This window comes from Williamsia sp. z34 (assembly GCF_059553395.1).
The window spans coordinates 282,615-302,003 of sequence record NZ_JCANWW010000005.1; the positions used below are offsets into that span (position 1 = coordinate 282,615).

At 64.7% G+C, this 19,389-nt stretch carries 19 protein-coding genes; 9 read left to right on the forward strand and 10 right to left on the reverse strand.

Translation table 11 applies throughout. From position 1 onward, the window contains the following. The first annotated feature begins 7 nt into the window (after positions 1-7). The 3 genes from AC51GT_RS14790 to AC51GT_RS14800 are packed head-to-tail and all read left to right on the forward strand — an operon-like array spanning position 8 to position 3,110. On the forward strand, positions 8-787 hold the full coding sequence (locus AC51GT_RS14790; protein WP_496329249.1) for an enoyl-CoA hydratase/isomerase family protein: 780 nt from the start codon (positions 8-10) through the stop codon (positions 785-787). Next, the gene (locus AC51GT_RS14795) at positions 787-2,001 is read left to right on the forward strand and encodes an acyl-CoA dehydrogenase family protein (RefSeq protein ID WP_496329250.1); all 1,215 of its coding nucleotides are present in this window, start codon (positions 787-789) and stop codon (positions 1,999-2,001) included. Before AC51GT_RS14790 ends, AC51GT_RS14795 begins: the two co-directional genes overlap by 1 nt. Further along, positions 2,001-3,110 carry an acyl-CoA dehydrogenase family protein gene (locus AC51GT_RS14800; RefSeq protein WP_496329251.1) on the forward strand — a complete coding sequence of 370 codons (1,110 nt, stop codon included), beginning with the start codon at positions 2,001-2,003 and terminating at the stop codon, positions 3,108-3,110. Before AC51GT_RS14795 ends, AC51GT_RS14800 begins: the two co-directional genes overlap by 1 nt. A 51-nt stretch (positions 3,111-3,161) precedes the next feature. Here the strand turns inward: AC51GT_RS14800 and AC51GT_RS14805 are convergent, their stop codons facing one another. From AC51GT_RS14805 to AC51GT_RS14825, 5 genes are all read right to left on the reverse strand, one after another. After that, positions 3,162-4,880: a class I adenylate-forming enzyme family protein gene (locus tag AC51GT_RS14805; protein WP_496322766.1), complete on the reverse strand. Its 1,719-nt coding sequence runs from the start codon at positions 4,878-4,880 to the stop codon at positions 3,162-3,164. 37 nt (positions 4,881-4,917) lie between these two features. Continuing rightward, a complete protein-coding gene (locus AC51GT_RS14810; RefSeq protein ID WP_496322767.1) occupies positions 4,918-6,108 on the reverse strand; it encodes a MaoC family dehydratase in 1,191 nt (396 codons plus the stop codon). A gap of 15 nt (positions 6,109-6,123) precedes the next feature. Further along, complete coding sequence (gene acuI / locus AC51GT_RS14815; RefSeq protein WP_496322768.1) at positions 6,124-7,107, reverse strand: acrylyl-CoA reductase (NADPH); 984 nt, start codon at positions 7,105-7,107, stop codon at positions 6,124-6,126. 95 nt (positions 7,108-7,202) lie between these two features. Further along, positions 7,203-7,958: an SDR family NAD(P)-dependent oxidoreductase gene (locus AC51GT_RS14820; protein ID WP_496322769.1), complete on the reverse strand. Its 756-nt coding sequence runs from the start codon at positions 7,956-7,958 to the stop codon at positions 7,203-7,205. Further along, positions 7,955-9,478, reverse strand: coding sequence for a class I adenylate-forming enzyme family protein (locus tag AC51GT_RS14825; protein WP_496329252.1), 1,524 nt, complete (start codon positions 9,476-9,478; stop codon positions 7,955-7,957). The genes AC51GT_RS14820 and AC51GT_RS14825 overlap by 4 nt, the downstream gene beginning before the upstream one ends. 73 nt (positions 9,479-9,551) lie before the next feature. Between AC51GT_RS14825 and AC51GT_RS14830 the strand changes: the two genes are divergently transcribed. From AC51GT_RS14830 to AC51GT_RS14855, 6 genes are all read left to right on the forward strand, one after another. Further along, a complete protein-coding gene (locus tag AC51GT_RS14830) occupies positions 9,552-10,709 on the forward strand; it encodes a CaiB/BaiF CoA transferase family protein (RefSeq protein WP_496322771.1) in 1,158 nt (385 codons plus the stop codon). Then, entirely contained in the window at positions 10,709-11,971 is a 1,263-nt protein-coding gene (locus AC51GT_RS14835) for an acetyl-CoA hydrolase/transferase family protein (RefSeq protein WP_496322772.1), read from the forward strand. Before AC51GT_RS14830 ends, AC51GT_RS14835 begins: the two co-directional genes overlap by 1 nt. Next, complete coding sequence (locus AC51GT_RS14840) at positions 11,971-12,735, forward strand: enoyl-CoA hydratase/isomerase family protein (RefSeq protein WP_496322773.1); 765 nt, start codon at positions 11,971-11,973, stop codon at positions 12,733-12,735. The genes AC51GT_RS14835 and AC51GT_RS14840 overlap by 1 nt, the downstream gene beginning before the upstream one ends. A 78-nt stretch (positions 12,736-12,813) precedes the next feature. Next, positions 12,814-13,200 carry a TA system antitoxin ParD family protein gene (locus tag AC51GT_RS14845; protein WP_496322774.1) on the forward strand — a complete coding sequence of 129 codons (387 nt, stop codon included), beginning with the start codon at positions 12,814-12,816 and terminating at the stop codon, positions 13,198-13,200. Continuing rightward, positions 13,197-13,769 carry an ATPase gene (locus tag AC51GT_RS14850; protein ID WP_496322775.1) on the forward strand — a complete coding sequence of 191 codons (573 nt, stop codon included), beginning with the start codon at positions 13,197-13,199 and terminating at the stop codon, positions 13,767-13,769. Before AC51GT_RS14845 ends, AC51GT_RS14850 begins: the two co-directional genes overlap by 4 nt. Positions 13,770-13,871: 102 nt before the next feature. Beyond that, positions 13,872-15,725: an HNH endonuclease signature motif containing protein gene (locus AC51GT_RS14855; RefSeq protein ID WP_496322776.1), complete on the forward strand. Its 1,854-nt coding sequence runs from the start codon at positions 13,872-13,874 to the stop codon at positions 15,723-15,725. A 22-nt stretch (positions 15,726-15,747) separates the two neighbouring features. Here AC51GT_RS14855 and AC51GT_RS14860 read toward each other — a convergent pair whose 3' ends face one another. The 5 genes from AC51GT_RS14860 to AC51GT_RS14880 are packed head-to-tail and all read right to left on the reverse strand — an operon-like array spanning position 15,748 to position 19,358. After that, positions 15,748-16,581, reverse strand: coding sequence for a TauD/TfdA dioxygenase family protein (locus tag AC51GT_RS14860; protein ID WP_496322777.1), 834 nt, complete (start codon positions 16,579-16,581; stop codon positions 15,748-15,750). A 3-nt stretch (positions 16,582-16,584) separates the two neighbouring features. After that, entirely contained in the window at positions 16,585-17,181 is a 597-nt protein-coding gene (locus tag AC51GT_RS14865) for a carboxymuconolactone decarboxylase family protein (RefSeq protein WP_496329253.1), read from the reverse strand. Then, complete coding sequence (locus AC51GT_RS14870; protein ID WP_496329254.1) at positions 17,181-17,924, reverse strand: SDR family NAD(P)-dependent oxidoreductase; 744 nt, start codon at positions 17,922-17,924, stop codon at positions 17,181-17,183. The genes AC51GT_RS14865 and AC51GT_RS14870 overlap by 1 nt, the downstream gene beginning before the upstream one ends. Continuing rightward, positions 17,921-18,754 carry a TauD/TfdA dioxygenase family protein gene (locus tag AC51GT_RS14875; protein WP_496322780.1) on the reverse strand — a complete coding sequence of 278 codons (834 nt, stop codon included), beginning with the start codon at positions 18,752-18,754 and terminating at the stop codon, positions 17,921-17,923. The genes AC51GT_RS14870 and AC51GT_RS14875 overlap by 4 nt, the downstream gene beginning before the upstream one ends. Positions 18,755-18,797: 43 nt before the next feature. After that, positions 18,798-19,358: a nuclear transport factor 2 family protein gene (locus AC51GT_RS14880; protein WP_496322781.1), complete on the reverse strand. Its 561-nt coding sequence runs from the start codon at positions 19,356-19,358 to the stop codon at positions 18,798-18,800. Positions 19,359-19,389 lie beyond the last annotated feature (31 nt).

Genomic DNA, 19,389 nt, shown 5'->3' on the forward strand with positions numbered 1-19,389 from the left:
GGGACTGGTGAAGTACGACCTGCCCGACGAGCTGACGGTGACGAGCGAAGGTTCGATCCGCACGGTGACCATCAACCGGCCCGATGACCTGGGTGCGGTGAACAAGAACCTGCACTGGGCCCTGGCCAACGTCTGGCGGCAGATCGCCGCCGACCGTGACGCCGCCGTCGTGATCCTGACCGGCGCCGGCCGGGCGTTCAGTGCCGGCGGGGATCTCACCTGGATCACCTCGTTTCTCGACGATCCGGTCGGTCGCGACGAGAGCATTCGTGAGGGCGCCGAGATCATCGACGAGATGCTGCGGTTCCCGTTGCCGATCATCGCTGCCGTGAACGGTCCCGCGGTGGGTCTGGGATGCAGCATCGCGGTGCTGTGCGACATGGTGCTGATCTCGGAGAAGGCGTATCTGGCCGACCCACACGTGGCAGTGGGGCTGGCCGCAGGTGATGGGGGAGCGGCCTTTTGGCCGTTGCTCACACCGATCCTGAGGTCGCGGGAGTACCTGTACACCGGTGATCGGATCCCGGCGGCCACCGCGGTCGAACTCGGTCTCGCCACCCGTGTCTGCGCCCCCGACGAACTCGCCGGTTCGGCCCGCGCACTGGCGGAGCGCCTGGCCGCGCAACCCCGAGAAGCGTTGCAGAGCACCAAACGGATCGTCAACATGCACTTGAGCCAGGCTCTGGCCGGGCCGCTGCAGGCCGGGTTCGCCGCTGAGGTCGTCACGATGCAGACAGAGGAGCACCGCAATCGCCTACTGGCACTGGTCGAACGGACGCGTACCTGATGACGGCAGAACGCGGCGGCTTCCAGGCCGAGAACTCTCAGATCGATGACTTTCGGGCGACGGTCCGGGATTGGTGTGTGGCGCACATTCCCGCGAACTGGCGGGCGGCACAGACCGGTGTGTCGGACGAGGCGTTCGTCCGCTTCCAGAAGGAGTGGTTCGCCGAGTTGAACGAGGCCGGCTACGCCGTGCCGCACTGGCCGGCGCAGTGGGGTGGTGGCATGTCCGTCGAGCAGCAGGTGGTGCTCTATCAGGAACTCGCCGCCCACGACGCACCACGATTGGTCTTGCCGTTCGTCTCCATTCACCATGCGGCCTCCACGTTGCTCGCCGCGGGTACCGAGAAACAGCGGCAGCGGCACCTACCGGCGATCCTCGATGGTGAGATCTGGTGTCAGGGATTCTCCGAACCCGGTGCGGGCTCGGATATGGCCGCGCTCAAGACATCTGCCCGCAAACAGGGTGAGGCGTACGTCGTCAACGGCCAGAAACTCTGGGCGAGTGGTGCGTTGCACTCCGACTGGTGCCTGCTGTTGGCGCGCACCGACCCGGACGCCCCGAAGCGCCGCGGCATCTCCTACTTCTTGCTGGACATGCAGACGCCCGGCGTCGAGGTCCGGCCCATCCGTCAGGCGACCGGGGAATCGCACTTCTGCGAGATCTTCCTCAACGATGTGGTGATCCCCGCCGAGAACCTCGTCGGGCCGGAGAACGCCGGCTGGCAGGTCGCGCAGGAAACGCTCGGTGCCGAACGCGGGATGACGATGTTGGAGTTGTCGGAACGGTTGGCACACGGCGGTTTCCGGTGGTTGGTCGAAGAGTGCTCCCGGCCTCGCCGCAATGGGTCCGTGCCACTGGATGATTCGCTCGTGGCGGATCGGCTGGCGATGCTGGAGACGAAGATCGAGGGATTGCGCCTGCTGTGTTCTGATTTCGCCACCAACGATGATCCCGGGCCCGCGGACGCCTCGATCGTGAAGCTGTTCTACAGCGAATTGCTGCAGGAACTGACCGACTTCGGTGCCGAGATCGCCGGGCTGTCCGCACAGACCCACCTGCGCAAACCGCTGTCGAGTGGTTGGGAATCGGGGTCCTGGGTCCTGGATTTCATCGGATCGTGGGAATGGACCATCCCGGGTGGGACCAGCGAGATACAACGAAACATCATCGGCGAGCGGGGCCTGGGCCTGCCGCGAGAACCGGCAGGAACCTGATGTCCACCGATAACCTCTCCGAACTGCACGATCTTTCCGACCTGCACCGGGAACTGCGGGCAGTGGCCCGCGATGTACTCGCCAAAGCCGAGGTCGGCACGCCGGTCGACTGGCAGTTGGTCACCGGTTCGGGATGGCTGGGGCTGGAGGCCGCCGACGAATTCGACGGGGCCGATGCGACGTTCGCGGAGGTCGCCGTCATACTCCGAGAAGCCGGCCGGGCGGTCGCCTCCGGCCCGTACCCGGCCGTCGCAACGCTGAGCCTGGGCCTGCTGGAGCTGTTGGCGCCGGCCCCCGGCCGAGATCAATTGCTGCGCGACACCGTCTCTGGCGGCGTGGTTCCGATCGTGGTGATCGAAGGCGAGTGTGATCTCGACGAGGTCGATCAACCATCATTCCGGGTCACCCGCACCGAGGCGGGTTGGCAACTAGGCGGTGAGGCCGACCTGGTTCTGGACGCGCCGGTGGCCGACCGGCTCCTGATTCCCGCAGTCGACCCGGACGAACCCGGTGTCATCGTCGTCGTGGCACTCGATCGCGACGTTGCCGGCCTGGCCATCGTCGAACAGCCGGTTGTCGACCTGACCCGCAGTTTCGGTCGCGTGACGGCGGCGGACGTCGTGGTGTCGCCGGAATCGTTGTGGCAGTTCAAATCCGGTGGCCCGGAGGCGTTGCGGAACCTACATGATCGGGCTGCGCTGGCAGTGGCCTGCGACAGCCTCGGGCTCAGTGAAGCGGCAATGGCGACCACCGTCGAATATGTCGGGGTACGAGAACAATTCGGGCGCAAGATCGGCTCGTTCCAGGCCGTGAAACATGCCTGTGCCGACATGCTGGTCCAGGTGACGGTCGCACAGAAGCTCGTCGACGCGGCCGTTCGTGCGCTGGCTGCCGATCGGCCGGACGCCGCGGTGGCCGTTGCGATGGCCAAGTCGTTCACCGGTGCGATGGCCGTCGAGGTGGCCGGTGACGCGATGCAACTCCACGGCGGAATGGGCTACACGTGGGAGAGCGGCATCCACGTCTATCTCAAGCGGGCCATCCTGAATCGATCATTGTTCGGTTCGCCCGCACAGCACCGCGAAGCACTCGCCGCCAGACTCCGATAGTGTGCGGTTCTGGCGACGAAACCCGCAGGTGGACGTCGCCAGAACCCCACATCATCGGGGTGCGGGGGCGAGCCTCTTCGCGGCTAGCTCACGGATGTCGCTGGTTTTGATCTTGGCGCTACCGGTCAGAGTGATCTCGTCATCTGTGAAGAACAGAACATGGCGCGGCACTTTGTAACTCGCGAGTTCGGTCTTGATGTACGCACGGATCTCGTCGGGCTTCAGGTCGGCGCCCGGATGCGGGACGATGCAGGCGACAACCACCTCGCCGAGCGTCTCATGTGGGACACCGACGGTACGGGTGACCTTGACGCCGGGATGGGCCACCAGGACCTCGTCGACCTCGAGCGGTGAGACGTTCGCGCCGCCGGTCTTGATGATGTCGGTGAGGCGTCCTTCCCAGAACAACCGGCCCTCGCCATCGACGTATCCACCGTCGCCGGTGGGGAAGAATCCCTCGTCGTCGACGGTCTCGCTCAGCGGGGTGCCGAGATAGCCGAGCATCAGTGTCGGTCCCTTGACGCAGATCTCGCCACGTTCACCCAATGGCAGGGTATCGCCGGTCAACGTGTCGACGATTTTGAACGTCACACCGGGGAGCGGCTCGCCGCTACTGCCACCGGCCTGTTCCTCGGTGGTGTTGGCCGGGTAAATGGCTGAGATGGTGAAGGTTTCGGTGTTGCCGTAGGCATAGCCGGGTTCGATCCATTGCGCGTCGACCGACGGGTGGCGCGCCACCGGGGTGCGGTAGTCGACGTAGCGCAGGCTGCTCAGATCGGCGGTGGCCCAGTTGGGTGCGGATTCGAATTGCGCCCACTGATGCGGCCAGGCGAACGGGAAGTTCACCTTTTCGGACTCGATGAGCTCCAACGCCTCGGTGGCATCGAAGGTGGTCTGCAGGACGAGTGAACCGCCGCTGGACAGCGTATTACCCAGTGCCATCGCGAAATTGCCCGACCAGAAGAATCCGTTTGCGCTCCAGCACCGGATGTTGTTCTCGGGGCCGAAGTGGTAGAGCCGGCGGAATCGCCACAGCTGGATCGCGACACCGCGATGCGCGCTGAAGATGCCCTTCGGTTTGCTGGTCGATCCCGAGGAGAAGAACAGCACTGCGGTATCGCTGGGTTTCGTCGTGGCCGCGGTCGCCTCGACCAACTCCCGCGGTGAGGACTGGCCCCGGGCGACGAAGTCGTCCCAGCTCTCGATCGCACCCGGTAGACCGGAACCGTCCCCAACCGCTGCAAGGTGCCGCAGGAACGGGTATTTCGACGAGTGGAGCTCGCCGGGGGCGGCATCGCTGATCGCGGGCTCGAGCTCGGTCAGCACCGACGCGTAGTCGGTCTTGAGAACCTTGCGGTCGAACAGCAACACCGAGACGGCGGAGACCTCGAGCAGGTAGTCCAGCTCGGCGGCTGTCGAGAACGTGCTGAGGGTGACGGCCACGCCGCCGGCGAGTGAGGTGCCGAACACCGCGGTGATCCACTCGGGGCGGTTGGTCATGAGCACGCCGACCCGACCGTCTTTGCCGATGCCGGCCGCCTGCAGCGCACGCGCCACGGCGACCGACCGCTCCCACAACTCGGTATACGACCAGCGGATGACACCGTCGGGGGTGTGCATCACCAATGCCTCACGGTCGCCGTACAACTCGGTGACCTCGCGCAAGAAGCCCGGCATCGTCAGAGTGCCGAGGCCGGGCTCTTCGCTCAGCGGTGGACCCGATACCACCGAAAGTGCGGCGGTCGATTCGGTGGTGATCTGAGTACTCATGGCTGACCTCGTTGTCGTCTTGGCGTGCTGGGTCTGGTCAGATCGGGAGTTCGACCTCGGCCGTGCAGGTCACCAGGGTGGTGCCGTCCTGGCTGGTGAGCTTGAGCTTGATCTGCACAAGCGGTACGCCCCACTCGGATTCGGTGATCTTGTCGACGACCTCGGCATCGAAGTACGTGACGTCGCCTTCGAAGGCGGGGCCGCGGAAGTCTGCCTTGGTGTGCCGGACCATGCCGTCGTGGCCGGCCCAGTTGGCGAGGTAATCGGTGCACCAGGCACCCATCGTCGCGCCGTAACCGTAGGCGCGGGCCATGCCGACCTCACCGGCCTTGTCGGCGTCGATGTGACCGCGTGACGGTCCGACGTACAGGCCGTCCCGTTTGCGCGGATCGATCTTGGCGCCCTCTTCGTCGTAGCCGAAACCCTCGACCCAACCCGGATCCTGGTACACCCACGGATCGTCGACACCTTCTGGTGCAACCCAACCGAACGTGCCCCAGATGTTGAAGACGAAGGCGCGGTATTCGGTGGTGAAGCTGGCGATGCTGTGCGGACCGATCACCCGGCGATGGAGTTTGTCGCCGATGTTGACCTCATCGAAGTGGGGTGAGATGCCGAGACGATTGGACATCAGCCAATCGTCACGGAGTTTTTCGACCTCGATCAGTTCGTCGTTGGTCCACTTCTTGAGCGAACCGATCTGGCTGTCGTACATGCCGCGTTTGGTGGCCTCGGCCGCGAGATAGCGGATGGCGGTTGAGCGTTCCCGGGCGACCAATGCCCCGTGCTGGTTCTTGTGGGCGGTGTCGCCGCGGGAGAACATGGTGGGTCCGGCGAACTTCGTCTCGGTCACCTTGTAGTCGTGAAACCACCTGTCCTGGAACAGTTTGTCGCCCGGGCGAACGGGTGTCCCGTAGAACCACCACTCCTCGCCGCCGAAGATCAGGTGACTTTCGGGAATGTATCCGACGCAGGCCGGTGCGGCCCCGTGTCCGTAGTCCAGGCCCACCGCGATCGACTGCGGTGCGATGATGCCACCGAACTTCGAGTTGCGCGCGAACTCCTCGTCCCAGTGCAAGGGGTTGGGGTTGTCCATCGCCATCACCCAGCGGCGGATGTCGGAGCCGCTGCACGGATCGTAGAGTTGGCCGCCGCCAACGGGTTTGCCGACGCGGTGGTCGACGTCGGTCAGGTCGAGCTGGACGGTTTCGGTCTCGCTTGTGGTCATGTGTGTGCTCCTGATTCAGCGATTGACGTCGACAACGATGCGGCCACGCACGGTGCCGTCCATCAGCTGGTCGGCTGCGTTGATTGATTCGGCAAGGGAGATCTCGGTGGCGATCGATTCCAGTGCGCTCGGATCGAGATCGCGGGACAGGCGTTCCCAGGCGGTGATCCGCCGCGCCTTCGGTGCCATCACGCTGTCGATGCCCAGGAGTGAGACCCCGCGCAGGATGAACGGGGCGACCGATGCCGGGAAGTCCATGCCCTGGGCCAGACCGCAGGCGGTGACGGTGCCGCCGTAGCGGGTCTGTGCGCAGGCGTTGGCCAGAGTGAAGCTGCCGACCGAGTCGACGACTCCGGCCCAGCGCTCCTTCTGCATCGGCTTGCCCTTTTCGGAGAGCTCGGCGCGGTCGACCACGGTCGAGGCTCCGAGTGCCTGCAGGTACGCGACCTCGGAGGTCTTGCCGGTGGAGGCGGCAACGGTGAACCCGGCTTTGGTCAACAGTGCGATCGCCACGCTGCCGACGCCACCGGTGGCTCCGGTCACGAGGATCTCGCCCTGGTCGGGGGTGACGCCGGCGTTGATCAGTGCCTCGACGCAGAGGCTGGCGGTGTACCCGGCGGTGCCGATCGCCATGGCCTGCTTGGCGGTGAACGCGGTGGGCAGCGGCACCAGCCAGTCGCCGTTGAGGCTGGCGCGTTGGGCGAAGCCGCCCCAGTGCGTTTCGCCGACACCCCAGCCGTTGAGGACCACGCGGTCACCGGTGGACCACTCTCCGTGTGAACTGGCCGTGACGGTGCCGGCGAGGTCGATGCCGGGCACCATCGGGAACTTGCGGACCACCGGGGATTTGCCGGTGATGGCAAGGGCGTCTTTGAAATTCAGTGAGGAGTAGTCCACGTCGATCTGGACGTTTCCCTCGGGAAGCTCGGATTCCTCGACGTTTTTGAGGGCAACGGATTGCCCTGCTTCGCCCTTTTCGATGACAACTGCCGAAAACATGAAGAGAAGTCCTTTCAACCGCCCCAAATCGGGGCTGACAATGTGGCCGACATTACGTTAATCCTAGTAAGGATTGCAATGCTTGCTGGCTCGGTTCAGCGTGCTGTCCATCCGCCGTCGACGACGATGGTCTGGCCGGTGACATAACTCCCGGCATCGGAGGCGAGCCAGAGCACGGCGCCGACGATGTCCTGGGCGGAACCTTCTTTCGGTAGTGGGGTGTTGCGGCGTAGGTACTCGGATGCGCGCTCGCTGGTGTAGAGCGGGTCGGTGATCTCGCTGCGGAAGAAGCCGGGGGCCACGGTGTTCACCCGGATCGAGTGCCTGGCCCACTGCACCGCGAGTTCGGCTGTCAGTCCGGACAGGCCGGCCTTGCTCGCCGCGTAGGAGGCCTGCGGGATCCCTGGGATGCCGACCTTGCCGCTGATCGAGGAGATGTTCACGATCGACCCCCCGCCGGCTTCGACCAGGTGGGGAAAAGCGCTCTGGGCCAACAGGAATGGGGCCATCAGATTCAGGCCGAGGGTCTGCCGGATGGCGTCCAGTGGTTCGGACTCCGCCTTCTCCTCGGTGAACATGCTGCCGGCGCCGTTGATGATGATGTCCGGTGGGCCGAGTTCGTCGACAACGGTGGGCACGATCGATCCGACCTGTTCGAGGTCGGACAGGTCGCACGCGACCGCGAGCCCGTTGATCCGCTCGGCGACGGCGCTCAGCTTGTCTTTGCGCCTGGCCACGACCGCCACCCGGGCACCTGCCTCGGCCAGGGTTTCGGCGACCGCGACCCCGAGCCCCGACGATGCGCCGGTCACGATCGCCACCTTGCCCTTGAGGTTGAACAGCTCGCTCACGCGGTGGTTCCCTTCGACGTCTTCGGCGCGCTGGAAACGCGTTGTTGCTCAACGAACTCGGCGAGTCCGGCTCGCTGCACCTTGCCCATGGCGTTCACCGGTAGGGCGCCGACCTGGGTCCAGGTCTCGGGCACTTTGTACCCCGAGACCTCCCGGCGGCAATGCTCCTTGAGCTCGTCGAAATCCAGGGCGGGAAGCGAACTCTCGACCACCGCGGCCACTCGCTGTCCGAGACGCTCGTCGGGGATCGGGTAGACAGCCACCCGCTCGACAGCGGGGTGTGTGCTGATCGCGCGTTCCACTTCGAGCGGATAGACGTTGGCGCCGCCTCGGATGATGACCAGCTTCTTACGGTCGATCACGGTCAGCCACCCGCCGGCGTCGACGGTGCCGATGTCGCCGGTCGGCAGCGGGCCCGGCTCGGTCGCCTCGAGCCCGTCCGGGCCCCAGTGGCCGAGCATGGGCCGCCACATGCCGGCCCAACGGCCGTGGGTGGACGGGGCCAGTCTCAGCTCGCCGGATTTGCCTGCCGGCAGTCGATTGTTGTTGCCGTCGTATGCGGCGACATCGAAATGCGGCAGCACCTGGCCGCTGGCCCGCACGCGCCACTGCCCGTCCGGTGGATCGATCGAGACGACGGTGGGCGCCTCGGTCAGTCCGTAGGTGACCCGGGGGATCAGTCCGTGGGCGTCGGCGAACTCCTGGCGCAGCGCGTCGGAGGTGTCACCGCCGCCGCTCCACACCTCGCGCAACGAGCTCAGGTCGGCGTCGGGACGGCGAGCGAGGTCGTAGAGCTGTGCGGGCGCACCGTTCCACACCGTCACGCGCCTGCTGCTGATCCACTCGATCAGCCCGTCGGCGTCGCGACGGTTCATCACCACCGCACATCCGCCGGCCTGTGCGGTGAGCAGCGTCGACAAGACCATGAGGTTGAGGATCGTCAGCGGGAAGCTGTCGCCCTTGCGCAGCTCGGGACCCCATCCGCGGGACTTGGTGAGGACGGCGCCGGGCAACAGCAGGTTTCGATGGCTGTGGACGACGGCCTTGGGGCGCCCGGAGGTGCCGCTGGTGAACGCGATCCCGGCCGGGGCGTCGATGTCGGGCTCGACATCCGGTGCCTCGAAGTCGCTGTTCAACAGCTCGGACCATCGCTGCGGGTCAACACATTCCGGACCGGTCACCTTGCCGTGCGTTCCCGACAGCACCACGGTGGGTCCGCACAGGTCGACGATGTCCTGTTGCTCGCCCGCCGACAGTGCTTCGCCCACCCCGGCCCAAATCGCGCCGATCCGCTGGGTGCCATGGAACGCGGCAACGATGTCGAGATCGTTGGGCAGACAGGCGGTGACGCGGTCGCCGGGGCGCACCCCCAGTGACCACAGTGCGCCGGCGGCCCGCCGGGCCTGGTCGTCCAGTTCGGAGTACGTCCAGATGCCGGATGCGGCCTCGACCGCGGGGGCATTCGGGCGGGCCGCGAGCGCGGCATCGAGGACTTCGCCGATCGGCTTGAAAATCTCCACCTGCTAGTCATACCACTATCCTTGTAAACATTGACCTGATAGCTTGAGTTCGTTGTCGAAGAGGCGGGTAGGGATGAAACACACAGGTCCGTTGGTCGGCGTAAGAGTGGTGGACCTGACGGCAATGGTCATGGGTCCTTACTGCACCCAGGTGATGGCCGACATGGGTGCTGACGTCATCAAGGTCGAGATCCCGGCAGGGGACAACACCCGATACATCTCGGTGGGTCCTGAACCGGGCATGGGTGGCGTGTTCGTGAACGTCAACCGTGGCAAGCGCAGCGTGGTCCTCGATCTGCGGACCGACGAGGACAAACAGGTGCTGCGTGACCTGATCAGCGACGCCGATGTGTTCATCCACTCGATGCGCGGGACGGCGATCGGCAAACTCGGTTTCGACTACGACGCGGTGGCGGCGATCAATCCGTCGATCATCTACACCAACTGTTACGGGTACGGACGCCGCGGCCCGGACGCGAACCTCACCGCCTATGACGACACCATCCAGGCCGAATGCGGCCTGCCGTTCGCGCAGGAGCAACTCACCGGCGAACCCGGCTACGTCGGCACGATCATCGCCGACAAGGTCGCCGGGATGACCGCGCTCTACGCCACCATGATGGCGCTGTTCCATCGTGAACGCACCGGTGAAGGCCAGGAGGTCGAGGTGGCGATGTTCGAGACCATGGCCGCTTTCATGCTGGTCGAGCATGCCGGTGGGGCGATGTTCACGCCGCCCCTCGGGCCGGCGGCCTACCACCGCGCGGTCTCGCCGAACCGGAAGCCATACCGCACCAAGGATGGACACATCTCGGCGCTGGTCTACAACGACAAGCAGTGGGATGCGTTTGTTGCCGCCGTCGCCCCCGAATGGGCGGGTGAGCATTTTGCCACCCTGAGCCAGCGTGCCGCCCGGATCAACGAGGTGTACTCGCTTCTGGGAGAGACCTTTTCCGAGCGGACCACCCAGGAGTGGCTCGACCTGCTGCGCTCGCTCGACATCCCGGCCGCACCGGTCCGGTCCCTCGATGAGCTGTTCGACAATCCGCATCTGGAGGCGGTGGACTTCTTCGAAGAAGTCGAATCCCCCTATGGCTCAGTTCGTTTCCCCGGACCGCCCACGTGGTTCTCCCGAACACCCGGCCGGATCGACAGTGCGGCCCCGAGGCTCGGTGAGAACACCGACGAGGTCAAGGCCCAGCTGCGTTCGGCCGGCGGGGCCTGGTCCTGATGGCGACCTCTGCGGCGGTCGACCTGAAACGGTTCCTGCTTCCGGGCGATCGGATCGTCATCGGTCAGGCCTGCGGGGAGCCCACCACCCTCGTCGAGGCCCTCATCGAGCAAGGGCACGAGGTCGGCGGACTCTCGGCGTTCATCTCGACCAGCTTCTCCGGGCTTTTCACGCCGGAAACGGCCAAGAGCTTTGCGCTGGCGAGTATGGGGGCCATGGGTTCGTTGCGGGTGATGAGCAAAGCCCATGCGCTGGATGTACTTCCGTGCCACGTCGGCCAGATAGCCCCGATGATCACCGCGGGGTACATGGGTTGCGACATCGCACTGATCCAGGTCAGTCCGGCTGACGCCGACGGCAACCACAGCCTTGGCCTCATCAGCGACTACGTCCAGGCCGCGGTCGCCAGGGCCCGCGTTGTCATCGCCGAGGTCAACGATCAGGTGCCATACACCTGCGGTGAGAAGATCCCCGCCTCCGCGATCGACCATGCGGTTCACGTCTCGCGTCCGCCGGTGCAGGTACCGTCGGCGCCGATCACCGACACCGATCTGGCGATGGCCGAACATGCCGCTGCGTTCATCGGCGACGGCTCGGTGATCCAGATGGGCATCGGTGCGGTCCCGGAGGTGATGTTGCGGCTGCTGCGCGACCGGCAAGACCTGGGCGTGCACTCCGGCATGGTCGGGGACGGGCTGGTCGATCTGATCGAGGCGGGAGCGGTCACCAACGCCCGCAAACGGATTGATTGCGGAGTGAGTATCGCCGGGGCCTTGATCGGCACCCGGCGGTTGTACGACTTCGCGCATCAGAACCCGGAACTCCGGATGTGCAACACGGCGTACACGCATGAGGCCGCGGTGATGGCGCAGTTGGACAACTTGGTCACGATCAATTCGGCGCTGGAAGTCGATCTGACCGGGCAGGTCAACGCCGAACAGAGCGGCGCCGCATATCTCGGCGGGACCGGCGGCCAGCTCGACTTCGTTCGCGGCGGCGCACGTTCTCCGGGTGGGCACGCGATCATCGCTCTCCCGGCGACCGCCAAGAAGGGGACGATCAGCCGGATCACCGCCGGGTTGTCGGGTCCGGTCACCACGCCGCGCAGCGATGTCGACGTGATCGTCACCGAGTTCGGTGCGGCGCAGCTACGGGGACAGACACTCGCCGAGCGGACCAAACGCCTTATCGCCATTGCGCATCCGGATTTTCAGGAAGACCTTGCCCGCGAGGCACACATCATTTCACAGAGGGGATTCTAGTGAGTGACGCCGTCCTGTTCGACGCCCGCGAGGACGGTATCGCGGTCATCACGATCAACCGTCCCGACACCCGCAACTGCCTTTCGCTGGAAGTCCGCGAAGGTCTGCGCGAGGGCTGGGAGCGTTTCGAGAACGACGCCGCGCTGCGGGTGGCGATCCTGACCGGCGCCGGCGAGAGCTTCTGCGCCGGAGGCGATCTCAAGGAGATGGTCGCAACGCAGATGGCGGTGCCGCCACGTGACATGTTCGCCCTTCCCTACGACACCGTCGAATTGTCGAAGCCGACCATCGCCGCGGTCAACGGCTACGCCTTCGCCGGTGGCTGGATGATCGCGCAGGCCTGCGACCTGTGTGTGGCCAGTACCAGCGCGAAGTTTGCCGTCACCGAGGTCAAGGTCGGCCGGAGTTCGCCGTGGGCGTCGCCGCTGATCCACATGATCCCGCAGCGGATCATGATGGAAATCTTGCTCACCGGAAAACCGATCACCGCGCAACGAGCCTACGAGATCGGCCTGGTCAACCGGATCGCCGAGCCGGAGAACCTGCTGAGCGAGGCGATCGCCCTTGCGACGGACATCCTCGCCGGCGCGCCGCTGTCCGTGAAAGCTGCACGCGACACGGTGATGATCGCAACCGAGATGGGCCGGTCGGAGGCGCTGGTTGCCGCCAGGGCCGCTTCCGAAGACTGCTACAACAGCGCCGATGCCCAGGAGGGACCCACTGCGTTTTCGCAGAAACGGGCGCCTGTGTGGACTGGAGCCTGATCGAATCCCAAACTCGCGCCAGGTGGCCGTAGCTGGCTGCTACACTCGGTAGCACACTGCTACAACGAGGGGTTTGCGATGTCAGGAGCTACAGACAAGGTCACGCGCGTGGACGCCGACCTGGTCGACAGCGCGATCGCCGAAGGTCGCCGTCAACAACGAACCGGTCGTCAGCAACTCGAACATTGGGCACTCGTCGGCCGTTCGGTCACCGCGCACGAGACCGCCTCGGCGCGCCGGATCCAGGCGGTGTTGAACGGGGATCGGCCGACGACGGACCTGAGCAACGTCGAGGGACGCATATTCAACGCCGAGGTTCGGGCACGCGTCACCGAAGACCTGGCCAAGGCCGACTATCGCAGCACACTGGCCACGCGCGGTGTCACTACCGTGGCCCTCGACGAAGACGGTCGGTTGGTCGAATACCGGCCCGACGGCACCACCAAGGTCCTTGACGACGAGTGAAACGCCTAGACCTTGTTGTCGGCCCGAATGGGGCGGGCAAGTCGACCTTCGTCGAGCTGACGCTGCAACCGCTCCTTCCCCGAAGCGTGTTTGTCAATGCGGACCTGATCGCCAAACAGCGATGGCCCGAGCAAGCTCAGGAGAAGTCCTATGAAGCGGCTCAGATCGCGGCGGCGACGCGAAACCAATTGGTAGAGCAAGGGCGCTCGTTCATCGCCGAAACCGTGTTTTCACACGAATCGAAACTCGACCTGATCGGCGAGGCACAACAGGCCGGATTCGCGGTGGTCCTGCATGTGCTGCTCGTCCCGGAATCACTTGCGGTTCGGCGCGTGGGGTACCGCACCGAGTCGGGTGGTCATGCGGTGCCCGAGGCCAAGATTCGAGAACGGTTTCGGCGGCTCTGGCCCTTGGTGGCGGTGGCCATCGCGCGCGCCGACGAAGCCACCATTTACAACTCTGCTGTAGGAGTAGCGCCTTCTGTGATCGCCGAATACACCGCGGGAACTCTCGTCGGCGTCGCACGATGGCCGTCCTGGACTCCGCGAGTTCTCACCGCACTGTCGTAGCCCGCCCGGTGGGCGCCGCAACCGTCACTCGATCGGGGCGTATGTCCCCGATGTCCTGTGACTTCAAATCGATTGTCGTACCCCTCATCTAGAATCAAATGTATGTTCGAGGGGGATATCGAAGATACAGGTGGGGACGATGAAATCGGTCCTGTCGAGTCGCTGGGTGTCAACGAGTTGCTGCGTAACACCGAGCTCGCGATGGTCCAGCAGTCGCGAATGGAGTGGGAACGCTATGCAGCTGCGGCGATGCTGCACCGACATCTCGTTGAGCCCACTGCCGGGTCTGAGGCGGAGATGCGGGCGCTTGATCCGTTCGCGCAGTGTGCGGCGAGATTGTCTGCCGCACAAGGTCTGACGCAGCGGACTGCGGAGTTGCAGATCAACCGTGGGGTGGCGTTGCGCGATCGGCTGCCTGCGGTCAATGCGCTGTTGAAGGCCGGCCGGATCGCTGCGCACCATATTCCTGACATCATCGCCCGGACCGAGTTGATCGAGGGCTCAGCCCATATGGCCGATATCGATCGGGGGATCGCCGAAGCCCTGGAGCGGCGGGGGACGTGGTCCAAGGGTCGGATACGAGACATGGTCGATGCGATCATCTTCCGCCGGGACCCGGATCTGGTTCGTAAGAACCGGGAGGATGCGAAAAACAATCGCGGGGTGTGGGCCAACAACACCGACCACGGCATGGCAGTACTGGATGCCCATTCCACCGCTGAGGAATTGACGTTGATCATGGCCAGGTTGGAAAAACTGGCCATGGCCACCTGTAACGCTGATCCGCGGAAGCGGTCCGATCGGATGGCCGATGCGTTGTTCGCCACCGTGATGGGCCGTGAGTTCATGTGTGAATGCCCGAATGACCCGAAACATCCCTGCACCGCCGAGATTGTCACTGTTCCTGCCGGGCAGGTGATCTCGGGTGTGGACGTGAAGATCGTCATGCATGTGATCGCCGATCAGGCCACCCTCGAGGGCGCCGCCGACAACCCGGGCTTCATGGACGGACACGGCGTCATCTCCGGCGATCACGTTCGCGACATCGCGGCTCGCCCGGAAACGGTCCAGCGGCCGATGGGCAACAAGACTGCGCCCGCAGAGCCGGTACGATCTGCGTCCGCACTATCCGAACCTGCACAGCCCGCGCCAGCGCAGTCCGAACCCGCACCACCGCACTCGGAGACCGACCCAGCGCAACAAGCACCCGAGCAGCCCGAACCTGTGCAACCGGAACCCGAACGGCCTGAGCAGGAGACACCAAAACCGAAGCGGCCGAACGTGTACATGCGCGGACCGCAGAACCCACCAGCGGAGAACATTTCCGGCGACGACAGCGCCACTGCCACCGCGCCTTTCCCGCAAGTTGTTCCGCTGCCGGCCACCCAACCCGGCGACAAGTACCGGCCCTCGGTTGTCTTGGACACTTATCTCCGGATCCGGGACCTCTACTGCATGTGGCCCGGCTGTGAACACAAAGCCTGGGGCGCCGATCTGGACCACACCTGCGAGTACAACCACAACGACCCCGACGCCGGTGGCTGCACCCATCCCTCAGAGATGAAGACCCTCTGCCGTTTTCATCATCTGCTCAAGACCTATAGTGACTGGCTCGATGATCAGTACCCCGACCCCGAGACCGGACGGCCCCGGCTTGTCTTCACCACCCCCGAACACCGGAACTATCACGGCCCGGGATGGACCGGCGATGACCTGTTCCCGACACTGAGGTTGATCATCTTCGACGACCAACGCGGCTCACCAAGCCGGCCACCCCGAGCATCATCGCCATCACGCCCGCAGCACACCGACCGACAACAGTCGCGCACCGCTGCGAAGCATGCACGCCGACAGCAAGAGCGACTCGCCAATCGTCGGCTGCGTGAAGCAGCAGCGCGGGTCGCCCGGGAGCGAGCCGAGGAACGAGGAAGGAACGAACCGCCGCCGACCTACTGATGTTCGATGGCTGTGCGGTCACTCATTTGATCGGTTCCCGTCCGGCGACCGTCGAGCGGTTCATCACGCGAGGCTTCGACCAGTCGAAGGCGCAGGCTCGGTGCAATAGACCGTGGTTGTCCCAGACGACCAGGTCGCCGACAGACCAGGTGTGCCGGTATACCAAATCGGGTGTGGTGGCACGCTTTTCCAGATCCTCCAACAGTGCTCGGCCCTCGTCGAAGTCCATACCCTCGATGTGTGAAGCGAATGCTCCGATGACCAGCGAGCAGCGACCCGAATCGTGCTTCCAGACCAGGGGGTGCTTGCGTGGGGTTCGAGATGCCCACTCGTCGAGTTGTGCCTGTGTCGGGTTCGGGTACGACCGGCGCTGGATGGCTTCGAAGGTGTAGATCGCCTTGAGGTCGGCGAAACGCTCCTTCTCTTCGTCGCTGAGGGCGTCGTAAGCTGCATAGGTGCTGGAGAATTCGGTTTCGCCACCTTCGCCGGGGATCACGCGGGCGCTCAACATCGTCGCCTTCGATGCGACCTCGTCGGTCAGACCGTCGATGTGCCAGAACACGTTGGCCGCGAGGTACTCCGCATTCCCGTTGGCGGGATCGAAGCTGACCTCCATGATTTCCTCCGTGGCGGGAGGAACCGTGGGGAACTTGCGCAATGTACCGAGCTTGCTGCCGAATTCGACCTGGGCCCGGTCATCGGCATGGAGGTTGCGGAACAGTAGGACGCCGTACGTCTCGAGTGCTTCCAGGCATGCGCCGGGCAGGTCTTCGTCATTGAGTAGACGGTCGACGTCGACGTCGAGGATTTCCGCTCCGACATTCTCGCTGAGCTTCTTCAGGGTGATTGTTTGCATCGGTCATTCCTCACTTGTGGTGATCCCGGCGGGTAGGAAGGGGCGCAGCCCCTCCTCGGGCTCGATGCCGAAGGACCGCAACGCCATTGCCAGCATCGAGTAGCAACCGACCGTGAAGATCACGTCCATCAGCTTCTGCTCGTCGAACTCGCCGGCGAGCACACCCCACGTCTGCTCGTTCACGGTGCCTTCGTTCAGCAATTCTTCTACCGATCGCAGAAGGGCCCGCTCGACCGGAATCCATTCCGGAGCATCAGGACCGGTGGCGACACGGGCGATCTCATCGGCGGTCACCCCGGCCCGGTCGGCCAGGATCACGTGTTGTGCCCACTCGTACTCGGCCTCGCGCAGGTGCGCGACCCGCAGGACCAGTAGCTCGCGTTCGCGGATCGACAACGAGGATCCGGACAGCAGATGCTTGTTGAAGGTCAGGAAAGCCATGGCCAACGACGGATAGCGGGCCAGCGTGCCGAGTAGGTTGTCACCCGCCTGCCGGCCCTCTTCCGGGCCGGCGCCCGCCACCGACGAGCGGAATCCGTCCACGAAATCTTGCATCTCGGTGGACCAGTCCACGCGTTTGGCCGGAGCGATCCGGGCCACTACGTGTTCCGCCCGCCGTTGACTCCGATGATCTGCCCGGTGATGTAGCCGGCTTCCTCGCTGACGAGGAATGCGCAGGTGGCGGCGATGTCTTCGGGCTGACCGATCCGGCCGACCGGGGTCTTGGCAATCTGTGCATCGACGTCGACCAACCCGGTGTCAACGGTCCGCCGGAGCATCGGGGTATCGATGAAGCCGGGCGGCACGGTGTTGACAGTGATTCCGCGCCTGCCGAATTCGAGTGCCAGCACCTTGGTCAAACCGATCACGCCGGATTTGGCGGTCACGTAGCTGCCGAGTCCGGGCGATCCGCTGTGGACGCTGGAGGATGAGATGTTGACGATCCGACCCCAGCCTTCTTCGAGCATCTCCGGGATCACCGCCTGAGAGCAGTGGAATGCGCTGGTCAGGTTGATTGCCAGCGCACGATTCCAGGTCTCGAGGGTGATGTCGAGGAACGGTTCGGCGACGGTCAGGCCGGCGTTGTTCACCAGGACCGTCGGACGTCCCAGCGTGGACTTGACCTCGGCGATGGCCGAGTCGATCCGGTCGCGGTCGGTGACGTCGACGGCGAGGCCGATGGCCTTGCCGCCGGCCTTTTCGATCTCGACGGCCGCGGCCTGGGCAGCGTCGCCGTTGATGTCGAAGATGGCCACCAGATTGCCGTCGGCGGCAAAGCGTTTGGCTATCGCGTTGCCGATGCCGGAGGCTCCGCCGGTGACAATCGCTGTGCGATCACTCATTTGATCTTCTCCTGGCCTGCGATGGTGAGTCGGTGCATGACTCGGGGTTTGGTGTGGTCGAAGTCGCAGACGCGGTGAACCAGTCCGGTGTTGTCCCAGAGCACGGTGTCGCCCTCGGACCAGGTGTGCCGGCACACCTGATCGGGTGCGGTGGCGCGGGCCTGGAGGTCGGCCAGCAATGCGCGGCCCTCATCGAAGTCCATTCCTTCGATATGTGACACGGTCGCGCCCAGGACGAGCGAGCGTCGGCCGGAATCGTGTTCCCACACCAGGGGATGGTTCTTGACGGCGCGAGAGGCCCACTCCGTCAGCTGCTCCGGGGTCGGATCGGGGTAGGTCAACCGCTGGATCGCCTCGAATGTGTGGATCACCCGGAGGTCGGCAAAACGCTCCTTCTCCTCCTCGGAGAGGGCGTCGTAGGCGGCGTAGGTGCTGGCGAACTCGGTCTCGCCGCCCACGGCGGAGGTGACCCGTGCCGTCAAGATCGAGGTCTTTGCCGCTGTCTCGTCGAGCAGTCCGTCGATATGCCAAAACGAGTTGCTGGCGAAGTATTCCGCGTTCGGGTTGCTGGGATCGAAACTGATCTCCATGACCTTTGCGGCAGCCGGTGGCACATGTGAGAAGTCGATCAGAGTGCCGAGATTCGCGCAGAACGCGGTTGTGTCCTCGTCGCTGGCGTGGAGTTCGGGCAACAGCAGAACGCTGTACTCCTCGAGAGCCTCTGAGACGGCGTCGGGTAGGTCGCGGTCGTTACGCAACCGATCGGCGTCGACATCCAACAGCTTCGCTCCGACGGAATCCGACAGTCGCTCGACGGCAAGTGCGGTCATGGTCCTTCTCCTAATTACTGGGTTCGGTGTAGTGGTTGCCGGATCAGCTGGGTATGTGGGCGGCCCGGATGTTAGTCAGCGGGCGCTGATACGAGGGATCGTCCGTGCTGCGCGACGGCGTGCCGTTGAGGAAGACGTCCGGAACGTCGGCGAACGGGATGTCCATGGTCGGGACCATGCCCGACCACTCGATCGCGTTGGTACGCAGAGCGATCTTCCACTGGCCGTCGCGGCGTTCGACCCGGTCGATGTAGCGGCCCCCGGCAATCCAGTTGCTGTCGTCGCGATTTCGGCCGACGAACAGGTAGTACGTCTCGGTGTGGGCGACGTCGCCGTCGATGTCGCAGGTGTGGTTGAGCAGGTTGTGGTGGGTGGCGATCTGGCCCTGCTCGTGCATGGGGGAGGCCCACTCGTACAGGTCGATCGGTCCACCGACGAACTCGCCGGCGGCGATGGTGGCATCGGTGTGGAATGCCGACAGGAACAGGTCTCGATCGAACCGGTCCATGCCCCGGGAGAATCGGGTGAGGGCATCCAGAATTTCCTGGCGGTCGAGCAGTTCCTCCAGCTTTGCCTGCCGCTCCGGCGTGGCCAACGTACTCACGATGTGCTCCAGTTCATGTGGGTGATGCGAT